Below are 13,780 nucleotides of genomic sequence, written 5' to 3'. Positions count from 1 at the left end.
GGCAATATACTTATACTTAACCTGTAACTAAATTTACTATCCTTTTATTAACCAACAATGTTCAAACTTAGATAATAGCATATATAAGAAAAACACAAAGCCCATAAACACTTTACATATGTATAATAAAATATTTTAAAAAACTAAAGTTTCCCCCTGGATTTTTATAGAATAGAATTGTATTAATGTAAACTAAAATATAAATGAAACCTATTTCCCGCAGTGTCATTGCATTAATGATACTTAGCTTCAACATATCATTTACTCAAAGTAATCCTAGTGCTATACCCTTTGATTATCATGTTGTACAAGATAAAATGCAGTATTTTGATTTATCTGCCTTAAGTGATCTTTTTGATTACAACCAAATGAATGGTGGAAACGTAAGAAATTATGTTAGAGAAATTCCTTGGCGTAACGGTCCTAATGGATCACGATCAAGTAGATCTGCTTTTTCAAGATGGGTAATAGAATCACTTCCTTCAAACGGAAAAATTTATCAAAATGGGGTTGAAATAACTTCTCCAGCCAGTTTAAGAAAATCAACTGGGTTTATATATGTCCCAAATCTTGGTTATACCGGTATTGATGAATTTAGTTATCATGCAGTAGAAACCACTGGAAGGCCAAGCTCAAGTGCAAAAATTACATTTCATGTAAATGAGTCTAGCACTTATGAAATGCCTCTTGGGTTTCCCAGAAGTCAATGGGGATTATTTATTGAGCCTCCTGCAGATCCTCCAGAATGGCCTGTTGCAGAATCTTCTATTCATTGGTATATCGATCCAGATTGTAGTCCATGCAGTACAGGCAAAGGGTATCCTAACGCTCCCAGACGTAATCTTCCAGGAAACAGAGCCAATATCCAGGCTGGAGCAAAAATAGTATTGGCAGGAACAAAAAGTAAATACCCAACCCGTAACAATGGTAGTAGCCATATTATCAACCTTAATGGAACAGCAAGCAAACCTGTTTTTATAGTAGGAAAAGATAATGCTGGCATACAACCAACTATTGTTAACACTCCATCCAGAAGTACTGCACGTCTCGAATTTAATGGCTCGTATTTTGTGATTTCGGGAGTGCGGTTTGAAAATTTAAAAGTATCACATCATAAAGATACTCCTTCAAGAAACATTGTTGTTCGACACTCTGAGGTGTTTGGTCTTAGAACCATAAATGGACAAGCTATACGTATGGATGGTGGAAGAGGAAAGTCTCGTGATATTTCTTTGTTTTCAGTCTCTATAAACAATAATGGTTTTCGTGATGCTGCTGATGAAAATGATTTACATGGTACTGGGTTTTCCAAATGCGAGAACGGTATGATCCTTGACGCCTTGTTTTCTGGAAATGCCGGGGATTCCTATCAGGGTCTTCAGCACAACCGTAATGGTTTAATTCGTATAGGGAGATTAAAAGGTCATAGTGAAGGTGAAAACTGTGTTGATATAAAAGCACATAAAGGAACGTGGGTTGTTGATTGTGATTGTTGGGATCAACGGGCCTCGGCTGGCGGTAATGGTCAATTGTTTTTTCAAAATGATGATGATGCAAGTGAACAAGATTCAAATGGTAAGATTATCTTTCTTAACAACAGAGGTTGGGACACCAGTGGTGATGCCATGCAATCTGCCATACAAGGAGGCAGCCATTATATAGTAGGGAATCGATTATTTGGTTTACGTAGAGGTACAGGAGTCAATGTCGAAAATGGAGCAAGAGGTCGAACTCATATCTATTTTAATACCATATCAGATGTAAGGTTCGGAATAAGAATAATACGGCCTAATGGAGATTTTACACAAGTAGCAGGTAATGTAATTGATAAAGCTGATATCAATGTTAAAATGGCAAAAAATGAAGTCGACCTGTTTGATTACAATTACTACACAGGAGATCCTGCAACCTTAAGATTTCAATGCTGTGGTAATGCCAGCCCCCAGGATCGTATCGGTATAGATGCCTGGAGAAGAACATATGGTCATGATACTAATGGAGAGGCTGGAGTAATTCCAGATTTTAATTTAGCCAGTGTAGAGGATTTTTCATTACGGCCTACTTCAGAATTGATTGATATCCTCACTCAGGATCAGGTAGACAGATTTATGCCTGGTATTGATGAAATGCTATCAGAAATGGGGATCACCTTTCAAGATTGGAAAAGGGTAAATAGACCTTTTAATACAAAATATGATATCGGGGCTGCAGAGTTTGGTACTCCTACTCCTCCTGATTCTTTCCCGATAGCTCAAAATGACCTTATTACTATTGATCCTGGTAGTGGCTCTACTAGTATAGAAGTATTGATCGACAATGGCAATGGCCCTGATAGCTTTGGAGCTGATGGCCCCAATATCGGGAGCATTATCTTTGGTTCGACTGCACCAACAGGAGGTGTAGCAGTTATTAATGATAATGGAACCCCTAATGATCCTATAGATGACACCATTACGTATACCCCAAACCCAGGGTTTGGTGGTATCGATACTTTTAGCTACATCATCACAGATGCTGATGGAGATATCGATGAAGGCACTGTTGTTATCACCGTAGATGATGATAAACCAGAAGCACAGGACGATGATATAACTATCCTACAAGACAGTCCTGCTACAAATATTTTTGTATTAAATGATAATGGTAATGGGCTCGATAGTTTTGGAAAAAACGGCCCGAGTTCAACACCTATTACCTTGGGAGCTATACTACCAGCCAATGGAATAGTAACCCCTAATGATAATGGCACCCCTACTGACCCTACCGATGATTATTTTGAATACACTCCAAATGTCGGATTTAATGGATCAGATCGGTTTAATTATATAATTACAGATAGCGATGGAGATACCGATACTGGTACCGTAACTATAAATATTACTGCAACAATAAGAGTGTTGGATGCAGTAGATGATACTTTTATTGTAGATGAAGATAATCCAGGAATTACTCTCAATGTATTGGCTAATGACGATTTTGGGAGCAATGGTCCTAATACCGGAAGTATCATAGTGATTACTACACCAACAAATGGTACTGCAACCGTAAATAACAATGGCACCCCTAATGATCCTACAGATGATACTATCGTATATATCCCTTCTTTAAATTATAATGGTGTCGATAGCTTTACGTATCAAATCACAGATGCTCTCGGAAATACAGATATAGCAACTGTGACAATAACAGTAACTCCTGTGAATGATGTACCCGATGCTGTTGATGATAGTGTTACTATAGATGAAGACAGTGGAGCAACTACTATAAATGTATTAGCTAATGATACCTTTGGAGGGGATGGGCCAGATATTGGGCCCATTGATTTTGGTGCTATAGATCCTAAGAATGGAACAGCAACCATCAATGATAATGGCACCCCGGATGACCCTACAGATGACACCATTATCTATACACCTTCTCCAAATTTTAATGGTACAGATAGATTTAGCTATAGTATTACTGATGCTAGCGGGGATGTTGATGAAGCAATAGTAAAAATAATAGTTACTCCTGTTAATGATCTACCCGATGCTGTAGATGATAGTGTTACTATAGATGAAGACAATGGAACAATTGCTATAAATGTGCTAGTCAATGATAGTTTTGGAGGAGATGGGCCTGGTACTGTTCCTATTGCTCTGGTAATTGCACCGACAAATGGTACCGCTACCGCAAATGACAATGGTACCCCAGATAACCCTACAGATGATACCATTACCTATACCCCTTCTCTAGATTTTAATGGTACAGATACTTTTACTTATCAAATCACAGATGCAGATGGAGATACTGATATAGCAACAGTAACTATAACAGTTGCCCCTGTTAATGACCTGCCAAATGCTATAGATGATGCTATTAGTATAGATAAAAACAGTGGAGCAACCTCTATAAATGTATTAATCAATGATAGCTTTGGTGGGGATGGGCCTGGCACTGTTCCAATTTCCCTAGTAACCCCAGCAACAAATGGTACTGCTATTGTAAATGATAACGGTACCCCCGATCCAACTGATGATACTATCGAATACACTCCTTTACCAAATTTTGCTGGTTTAGATAGTTTTACCTATCAAATCATAGATGCTAGTGGAGATGCTGACACAGCAACGGTAATCATAAATATAACTCGGGTGAATAGTAATCCTATTGCACAAAATGATATTGTAATTTTTGAAATGAATAGTGGACCTCAAGTGATTAATGTATTACAAGATAATGGTTATGGTAAAGATGATTTTGGAGATGTTGGTCCCGGGGATGAAGGGATTACTCTGGGAAATACGCTTCCTCTTAAAGGGATTGCAACTCTTAATGACAATAATACCACAACTCCATTTGATGATTTTGTTATGTACACTTCATTTCCTGAAGCTTTTGGTGATGACATTTTTGACTATACCATTACCAACGCTATGGGAGGGATCGATAAAGCTGTAGTATATGTAAATATTACTAAAGAAACTTCTTTTCCCGTCGCTGTCATCACACCAAATCCTACTTCGGGTATAACGTATATAGATTTTAGAGTAGAACGATCAGGAACATATCGTGTCTATGATTCAAAAGGAGCTAAAATTTATAACCTAAGAACTTTCACGAATCAACAACTAATAGAAATTGATCTTAGCGCACTAGCCAATGGAATCTATTATATCAAACTTCGTTTGGATTCAGGAGTAGCACCTACTTTTAAAGTGGTCAAAGAATAATCATTTAGACATACAAAGTAAAGTAAGAAAATAACCTTTTACAATTCTCTAAACACAATGTTGTAAGTACTTACTCTAAAATGTAAAAAACCCTCAATTATGAATATACAATTTTTAAAAACCTTATTTATTCCATTGCTTATTGGGATGATAAGTGTCTTTGCAATAAACGACGCTGTTAATAAGCCGCTAGAAGCGAGCAATCAAGATAATATCTGTGAAACAATTACAGGTGATACATACCTAAAAACCGTAATCAAATCAAGTCGAAGCAGTGTAAGAGCCGATAGAGAACTACCTATAGGTATCCCCACACCTACTTTTGGATGGAATTTTGACTCTAATGTCTCCCCAACCATTTATGTAGACAATACAAATCCAAATTGTAGCAACAGTGATGGCTCTGCTGCTCGACCTTTGTGTGACTTATTTAAAGGTCAAAGAACAGTTACTTTCAACGCAGGAGACGTGGTCGAAATTTCTGGTGGCCCTTATGATATCCCTAATAATGCGGTTATTAATCTTAACGGAACTACCAACAACCCTGTAATCATAAAAGGAATAGGACAGATTTTGTATGATGGTAGAGGTAACCGAAGAGAGATTACATGGCGAGGGCAATATGCTATTATAGAAAACTTGAAATTTTTTCATAAATCCCGTCATGTCATACAAGCAGATTATATTGCGTTCAGAAATATAGAAGTATCTAATCCGGTAAATGCATTTATCGATTTTAATCCTGTAGTCTCTATCTTTGGGCATGATGTACTTATACAGGATAGTAAGGTATATAACAATATCCGAAACAATGATAAAGACTCTCATGCATTTCAAGCTAGTTCTGGATCACATCATGTATGGATATTATATAATGAAACCTACAATAATAATGGTGATTCATTTCAGGCATGCCACAAGTGCAATACCAATCCCCCGCATCATGTATACATAGGAGGAAACAAGATGCATAATGATCGCGAAAACGCTGTAGATCTGAAATCGGTTAGAGATGTGGTTGTTTCACAAAATGTTTTCTATGGCTATCAATCTTCTACTACATCAAATGGTGATGCCTGTGTTGTTGGTAGTACCGGTTTTAATGACGCCACCAATGAAGGACCCAGGAACATCTACTTTCTGTATAATGAATTTCGTGATAGTACTACAGGTCTTCGTTGTGAAGGAACACAAGATGTATGGTTAATAGGCAATATTTTTAAGGATCTGGATGTGGGAGTACAAATTGATGCCAAAGAACATCGTATCATTTCTATAACAAGCAATACATTTACAAGAATAAATAATGTAGGCATCAGAGCCTGGGGATGTGAACCCGATAACCTTTCGGTTACCAATAACTTATTTAAAGACGTTGGAGGAAGACAAGTTGATCTCACGGGTTGTGATCCTTCTGTATTAACAGTGAACAACAATTTTGTAGAAGGAAATTTTTCTATGCGTTTTGACGGTACGCGATATGATAGCGCTAATGAGTTAAATCAAGATCCATTTGCCAAAGACAACCTAGAAGGTGATGCTAAACTTAATGTAAATCTAATGCCTCTAGATGGTTCTCCTGTAATCGATGCAGGGGCTCTCTTAGCAAATATCTATAATAAGTTTAGAGCAGATTTCGGAGAAGATATCGCAAAAGATTTTACAGGCACTCCCCGGCCTAGTGGAGTGGCAGAAGATATAGGTACATTTGAATTTAATGATGGTACACCACCTAATGGATCTCCCATCGCACGAAATGATACCTCAACGGTAGATCAAGATAGTAGAGACAATATCATTAATGTATTAAGAAATGATGATTTTGGTTCTGATGGGCCAAGTTCTGGAGCCATAACTTTGATAAGCAATCCAAGTAATGGTATTGCAACTGTTGATACTAATGGTACCTCTGGACCTACAGACGATACTATAAAATATACTCCACTCATAGCATACAGTGGTCCCGACTCTTTCTCCTATGAGATTACTGATAGTAACGGAGATAAAAGTTCTGCCACAGTAACTATTACCATAGACGCAACTCCTGTTAATGATATGCCCATTGCGCAAGATGATAATTTTACTATACAAAAAGATAGTAATGATAATATTCTTAATGTAGTATCCAACGATAACTTTGGTGATAATGGAGCAAAGCCTGGAGCAATCGTTATTGTAAATCCCCCTGCCAATGGTACTGCGACTGTTAATACCAATGGTACTTCCAATCCCGAAGACGATACCATAAAGTATTCTCCTAATACAGGGTATATAGGTACAGACAACCTAACCTATGAAATCACAGATAAAGATGGTGATAAAGATCAGGCAAATGTAACCATAGAAGTGAATGTAAACCCACAACCTAATATAGAAGTAAGTGATGTAAAAATCAAAATACAAAACGCTACTTGTCCCAATGTTGCCAATGGTAGTTTTGAAATGACTATCGATCAAAATGTTTCTTATAATTTCAATCTAACCGTCACCGGGAGTTCGTTAAGTACACCAATACGTACAACAATAGATAAGAACACTCCTTTTTCGTTAGAAAAATTAGCAAAAAACACATATCAAGTGTGTTTATTCATTGATAGTTTTCCTGATTACAAACAATGCTATGAGATAGCCATTGTTGCTTATGAAGATCTTGTTGTAAAAGCACAAGGAATAAAAAACGAAGATAAAACAGCATCCTATCAGGTGGCAGGAAGTACATTTTATGAAGTAAAGGTAAACGAGGGATTATATTCTTTCGAGTTTGAAACCACAACGCCTGTCAGTATACAAATTCCTTTAAAAAGTGGTCCCAACAAAATACAGATTGTTGGTACATCAGATTGCCAGGGCGTTTTTAAAGATACTATTGTTTTTAATGCTATTAAGGCCTATCCTACCCTTGTAACGAATCAAATGTATATTGAAGGCTTATCTAGTACCGAGCCTGCTACAATAAAAGTATTTAATCTGTCAGGTGTATTGGCAAAAGAAGTTAACCTCCTAGCCGATAATGGAAAAGTAAAACTTAATTTTAACAATCTCCCTAATGGATTATACTTTATTTCTCTAAAAACGAATCATCAAACCTTTAATGTTAAAGCAATTAAAAAATAAGAAAATGAAATATCTAAATAATTTAGTAATAGTAGTAACTTTTTTGGCTTTGTGTTCTTGCTCTAATGATGATGCCCTACCGCCAGTAGAACCTTCTGCAGTAGATTTACTATTTCCAGATAATAATCAAGTTTGTCAGGAAGGTGAAATTATAAATTCTAATGTAATTACTATTCCTTTTGAGTGGTCTACAGATGAAAAAGCTACTAGTTATGGGTTAGAAATTACTTCAATAACTTCTCCAGAAATGAGAAAATTGATTCCGACCACAGACACAAAAGCTACTGTTGAATTATCTCCAGGAACTCAATAACAAATGGAAAGTAGTTTCTATCAACGGTTCTGAAACTGCAGCTAGTGAGATCTGGAATTTTTATACCCAGGGAGAAGCGATTACAAATCATGTTCCTTTTCCTGCAGAGATAACTGTCCAGGACAACGGTAATAGTACTGTTGATCTATCCTGGGACGCTGTAGATTTAGATGGAGATATTTCATATTACAATATCTATCTATTAGACAAAAATCCCCCTACTTTATATAAAGAAAAAGTAACAGTAACCAGTATAAAAGCCATACCACTTATTTCTGGTAAACAGTACTATTTAGAAATAGATGTTATAGATAGTACAGGTAATAAGGCAAAATCAAAAACCAGTTTTATGGTAAAGTAATTCAGTTTTTGCCTTTAACCAATCCGTAAAAATCGAGATTACCCCGACCCTACATTTTTCAAAAACTCTGATCAATAGATCAGGGTTTTTGTTTTTCATAACTCATCTACTTCATTAATCTATTATTATAAATTCATATTCCTGTTTTATACCTTTTATATAGTAATACCTATTCTCATATGAAAATACCGTAAACTGAATCAAATTATTTTTGATTCAGATGAAAAAGAAAATTTATGGATAGCAGAACTATCGATATATTTTGTTTTGAAATATGGAATAAAAAGAAATGATTTTAGTAGGTAATTTCATATGAGAACTGGTACAAAATTGATTTCAATTGTTAATGCTACAAAAAGTATTTAATTCAACAGTAAATCATTGTTAATTCAAACCATTCCATTTACATACTATTTGAAATATAGTTAATTTTAATATGTTGAGAACATATACAATTTTATTTGTCAATGACTTCTAAATTAATTAAAATGACTAACATAAAATTATGTACGATAGCGCTCATATGTGCTTTCATTGTATCTTGTAGTAACGATGATGATGCGCCATCAACTACTATTACTGTAAAAGATTTTGCAACCACTATGGAAGAAAATCCTTCTATAAACCAAGAAATAGGTACTATAGAAGCTACAACCAATCAGGGAGAAATAACTTTTTCTATTAAAAGTGGTACCCCAGAAGGAGCCATAATTATTGATAAAGCTACCGGAACATTAAGTGTAAAAAAAGCGTCCTTATTTGATTATGAAACTTATCCTGAACTTATCGCTGTAGTAGTAATAAAAAACGGAGAAGTAATTAAAGAAGTCAAGGTAACGATTACCCTTAACGATATTGACGACTCGGAGCCAACTACTGTTACCGTAAAAGATTTTACAACTACTATTGAAGAAAACCCAGAAAATGATCAGAAGTTAGGTACTCTAGAAGCAACAACCAATCGAGGAGAATTATCTTTTAGTCTAAAAAGCCAAGATCCAGAAGGAGCGATAACCATAGATCCATCTACAGGAGAATTAAGTGTAAAAGATCCATCTTTATTTGATCCTGACACCCACTCAAAAATTACTGCAATAGTATTGGTAGAGAATGAAGGTATACGTAAAGAAGCTAATATTGAAATCACTTATAAAAATACAGGAAAGAACATTGTTTTTCCCGATGGAATTTTTAAGGAAGCACTATTAAAACATGATCCTATTATAGATACTGATGGTAATGGCGAAATCTCTTTTGAAGAAGCGAAAAATGTTGAAAAAACCCGATTATCTGCAAAAATAACGGACCTTACTGGTATTGAGCATTTTACCAATTTAAAATGGTTAGGGCTAAAGTCTTATGTTTTAAAATCAGTAGACTTGAGTAAGAATATAGTACTAGAAGAATTTCATTCTGTTTTTACCCTAAATCTAGAAACTATAAATATTAGCAAGAATAGGAATCTCAAGGTATTAAATATAACTAAAAACAGGATAAGTACGATTGATGTTAGTGCTTGTATTAATCTAGAAGTATTTAATATTCAACTTAATTCACTAACAGCTTTGAATGTCACTAAAAACACCAAACTAAAAAAATTATCTTGTGGTGGTAACTTATTAACATCCTTAGATGTTAGTAAAAATCCTGTACTTGAGTCATTGTCTTTTGGAAATGATATTTTTCATTTAAAGAAAAACCAAATACATGAAATTGATCTTAGTAACAATACTGCTTTAAATACATTGTCCTGTAATGATCTTTTACTAACAGAATTAAACCTTAGTACTAATAGTGCTTTAGAAAAGTTGAATGTTCTTGGCAATCAGTTAACTTTTTTAAATCTTAAAAATGGTGCTACTGCTAATTTAGAAAAGAATAATGTACATATACAAAATAATGCATCAACATTATGTGTACAAGTAGATGATCCCTCTGCTTCTTATATTGCCGATTGGGTAAAAGATCCTGGAACTCAGTTTAAAAGTGTATGTGATTAATGATTTCATGGTAATTGTATTTACTCCGCAACAATTATAATCCAATCCAAAAAATAATTTTAAGTCTTTTTATAAAAAAACACTTAATTCTATGGTGTATTGTTATTTTTTCAGGACGATGAGCTTAGAAATTATTGGGCCCTATGACTACCTTGCGTCATCATTTTTTTTCATCCCATCTATTTCAAACGATTATAATTTAGCAAACAATAACTAAGAAAGTAAAATTATGGTAAAATACAACCGTCAAACAATTAACTGATATAAGCTCTTGCGAAGAATATTAATTTCGATGTTCACACAAAAGAGCTTTTTGAAGTATTTCTAAAAACAAACTGAATAAATAGCGCTATGATTTAACACTCGGGACTATGAGAAACCTCATCGAGGTAAATATATAGACACAACAAAGAAATAAATAGTAACAAATAGTTTCTAACATATAACTAAAAAAATACTAACTATTACACGAAAAATCAAATTATGAAAAAAATATTATTAGTAACATTTGTTACATTATTAGCGATATCTTGTGGATCAAAATCCAAAGATGAAGCTATAAAAGGAAAGTGGGTTGCAAGTGATATCGAATATCAAATGGAAGGAGCTGATAAAGAAATGAAAGAGTTTGCTGATGTTATGAAAGAAGCACTTATAGGAAAAATGTCTTTCGAGTTCAAAGAAGATAAAACTTTTGTAGCTCTTATGCCTATGGGGAAAAAGGAAACAAAAGGAACCTGGAGTATCTCTGAAGATGGAAAAACACTCACCACAACAGATGAAAAGAAAAGTGAAGACATGACCATTGTGAATTTAGATAGCAGCAAATTGGCGCTATCTAAAAAAGATCCGCAGGGGACTAGTACTATTACTTTCAAAAAAGAATAAGTTACAGGTAGTTTAGAAGCTATAGTATATAAAATAATTTCCGTCAAATATTGATATTGGCGGAAATTATTTTTTTATCCTTCTGCTAAATCACTTTTAATCTTTTTTAATGAATTTTTAAGAATGAATTGTAACCAATCATGTTTCTTTTCTGTAGAAAAACGTAGACTTGTATTAAAACCATACCACATACTTCTCGTAAACACCATTTAAAAATAAGTATTATGGGATAATGCCAGTTAAAAAACTAACATTGTAATACTCTTTAGGTGCTCAAACAAAATATATCTATACCAGTGCTTTTTTCTTTATACTGTTATAGAATATTAATCATAAAAAACAGGTAATTCGTTTAGTTATATTAGTTTTTTATAGTAAAATGTAAATTAATTGGGCTACTATACTTATCATTTTTATACGCAAACCGAAATCCATCGTTAGTATTCAAAAAAACACTCAATTCAACGACAAATCATCATTTTTTCAAGGTATTTCATTTAGTCAAACCTATACTATATAACTATTTTAGTATAGAATATATATGTTCGCTTCATGATATATTCAAATTGTATATCCGTTTAGATACTTAATTATTGTTTTTATAATCTTTAAGTGGAAACAGTTTTTTGAAAGCATATTTTATAAGCTAACAAGGGGTTAAAAATAGAGAACTTGCTTACCAGAGAACTAAAACGGATATGCATATTTATAAAATCAAACCCGTTGTATATCAAAATAATTATTTCGAACAGTATTCATGTTTTTTATCAAAAAATCGTTTGTGCTAGGTAGATATCAAGAACAGTGTTTCTAGTAAGTTCTTTATTATCTAAACTTGATAACATTCGTTAAACTATCGAATTTTAATTAAAATGCACAACGGGTTATATGTATATAATAATAAAGTTAGCTTTTGATAACTTCTTTTGTTTTGGTCACTAAAAAATAGTACTTTCAATAATCAATTGTTTATGAGTAGCATGCAACCTACAGAACTTATTATAGCTTTGCAACAAAAAAATCAGGTAGCTTTTAAAAGTATTTATGATATGTATTCTGAAAATGTCTTTGGTATTATTCATAATATCTTAAGAGACGAAGTGTTATCTGAAGAAGTATTACAGGATGTGTTTATAAAAATATGGAATAATGCAAATTCTTACTCTGAGAAAAAAGGACGGTTTTTTACCTGGATTCTTAATATAGCCCGTAATGCCGCCATTGATAAAACCCGTTCTAAAAATTTTAAAAATACTTCTCAAAACCTTACTACAGATTATTTCGTAGATATACTAGAAGACAAAACTAATTTTACCAGTAAAATAGACAGTATTGGTATCAAAAAATATATAGCCGCATTAGAACCTCTTTGTATAAAAGTAATAGATCTGCTATTTTTTAAAGGATTTACTCAAAAAGAAACTGCCGAAAAACTTAATATCCCTTTGGGAACAGTTAAAACGAGAAATAGAATTTGTATCAATAAACTAAAACAAGTATTAGAAGTATAGTAACTACATGGATATTAAAGCATACATAGCATCAGGTATTTTAGAACTATACGTTTATGGTTCGCTCTCTGAAGAAGAGAATACCAAAGTATATAAGGTACTACAAAAATATCCTGAAGCAGTAAAAGAAGTAGATCGTATAGAAAAAGCTTTACACCAACTTTCTAGTGCAGCCGCTCCTACTTCTACAGCACCAACATATACTAAAATTAAAAATCAAATTGAATCTGAGAATACCAGCGATGTAATCCCAATTACTCGAAAACGCAATAATGTACCTACATATATCGGTTGGGCAGCATCTGTAGCTTTATTAATTGGATTATTTGTTCAGTTTAATAAGAACAGAACATTACAACAACAACTGGTGACCAATCAAACAGAAAAAGTACTTTTAGAAGGAAAAATAAATGTTGTCGAAGAAGACCTTTCTAAAACCAAATCTTTATTAAGTGTATTAAGAAATAAAGATATTATACAGGTTCCTTTACAAGCACAACAGATCGATCCTACTGCTTATGCAGCTGTATATTGGGATAAAGATAAACAAGCTGCTTATATCGATGTAGCGGGTCTACCAACTCCCCCACCAGGAAAAGTATATCAAGTATGGTCACTAAAACTTGATCCATTGACACCTACTAGTATGGGAATATTGGATGAATTTAACAAAGATGATACTAAAATTTTCATGTTAAACAATCCTAACAAATCCGAAGCCTTTGGAATAACTCTAGAACCTGAAGGCGGTAGCGAATCTCCTACTATGGAGCAATTATACACATTGGGGACTGTAGCATCGTAATTCTAAGGCACTGATGTAAATAAACTAGTAAAAATTATAATTAGAGATATTTTCATTTATTATAATACTACCTATA

8 protein-coding genes are annotated in these 13,780 nt (G+C 33.8%); all 8 read left to right on the top strand.

Going from position 1 to position 13,780, the window contains the following annotated elements; genetic code table 11:
• Positions 1 to 203: 203 nt before the first annotated feature.
• Positions 204 to 4,712 carry an Ig-like domain-containing protein gene (locus NNH57_RS04015; RefSeq protein WP_108808754.1) on the top strand — a complete coding sequence of 1,503 codons (4,509 nt, stop codon included), beginning with the start codon at positions 204 to 206 and terminating at the stop codon, positions 4,710 to 4,712.
• 99 nt (positions 4,713 to 4,811) lie between these two features.
• Positions 4,812 to 7,826 carry an Ig-like domain-containing protein gene (locus NNH57_RS04010; protein ID WP_108808753.1) on the top strand — a complete coding sequence of 1,005 codons (3,015 nt, stop codon included), beginning with the start codon at positions 4,812 to 4,814 and terminating at the stop codon, positions 7,824 to 7,826.
• Positions 7,827 to 7,830: 4 nt separating this feature from the next.
• Positions 7,831 to 8,139, top strand: a complete 309-nt coding sequence (locus NNH57_RS04005) for a hypothetical protein (protein ID WP_254504108.1) — start codon at positions 7,831 to 7,833, stop codon at positions 8,137 to 8,139.
• Positions 8,114 to 8,500, top strand: coding sequence for a fibronectin type III domain-containing protein (locus NNH57_RS04000; protein WP_254504107.1), 387 nt, complete (start codon positions 8,114 to 8,116; stop codon positions 8,498 to 8,500). The genes NNH57_RS04005 and NNH57_RS04000 overlap by 26 nt, the downstream gene beginning before the upstream one ends.
• Before the next feature lie 488 nt (positions 8,501 to 8,988).
• Positions 8,989 to 10,500 carry a cadherin repeat domain-containing protein gene (locus NNH57_RS03995; protein WP_132066133.1) on the top strand — a complete coding sequence of 504 codons (1,512 nt, stop codon included), beginning with the start codon at positions 8,989 to 8,991 and terminating at the stop codon, positions 10,498 to 10,500.
• Positions 10,501 to 10,983: 483 nt separating this feature from the next.
• On the top strand, positions 10,984 to 11,388 hold the full coding sequence (locus NNH57_RS03990) for a lipocalin family protein (protein ID WP_108808750.1): 405 nt from the start codon (positions 10,984 to 10,986) through the stop codon (positions 11,386 to 11,388).
• Between the two features lie 980 nt (positions 11,389 to 12,368).
• Positions 12,369 to 12,899, top strand: a complete 531-nt coding sequence (locus NNH57_RS03985; RefSeq protein ID WP_108808749.1) for an RNA polymerase sigma factor — start codon at positions 12,369 to 12,371, stop codon at positions 12,897 to 12,899.
• A gap of 7 nt (positions 12,900 to 12,906) precedes the next feature.
• Positions 12,907 to 13,704, top strand: a complete 798-nt coding sequence (locus NNH57_RS03980) for an anti-sigma factor (protein ID WP_108808748.1) — start codon at positions 12,907 to 12,909, stop codon at positions 13,702 to 13,704.
• Positions 13,705 to 13,780: the final 76 nt, after the last annotated feature.

The organism is Aquimarina spinulae (assembly GCF_943373825.1).
Taxonomy (GTDB): Bacteria; Bacteroidota; Bacteroidia; order Flavobacteriales; family Flavobacteriaceae; genus Aquimarina; species Aquimarina spinulae.
Note: the sequence above shows the minus strand (reverse complement) of the source record. Positions and strands in the feature narration are given on the sequence as shown.

Excerpts from the sequence above, each read along its gene's own strand:
- NNH57_RS04015 (WP_108808754.1), top strand. The coding sequence starts at position 204 with ATGAAACCTATTTCCCGCAGTGTCATTGCATTAATGATACTTAGCTTC.
- NNH57_RS04010 (WP_108808753.1), top strand. The coding sequence starts at position 4,812 with ATGAATATACAATTTTTAAAAACCTTATTTATTCCATTGCTTATTGGG.
- NNH57_RS04005 (WP_254504108.1), top strand. The coding sequence starts at position 7,831 with ATGAAATATCTAAATAATTTAGTAATAGTAGTAACTTTTTTGGCTTTG.
- NNH57_RS03995 (WP_132066133.1), top strand. The coding sequence starts at position 8,989 with ATGACTAACATAAAATTATGTACGATAGCGCTCATATGTGCTTTCATT.
- NNH57_RS03990 (WP_108808750.1), top strand. The coding sequence starts at position 10,984 with ATGAAAAAAATATTATTAGTAACATTTGTTACATTATTAGCGATATCT.
- NNH57_RS03985 (WP_108808749.1), top strand. The coding sequence starts at position 12,369 with ATGCAACCTACAGAACTTATTATAGCTTTGCAACAAAAAAATCAGGTA.
- NNH57_RS03980 (WP_108808748.1), top strand. The coding sequence starts at position 12,907 with ATGGATATTAAAGCATACATAGCATCAGGTATTTTAGAACTATACGTT.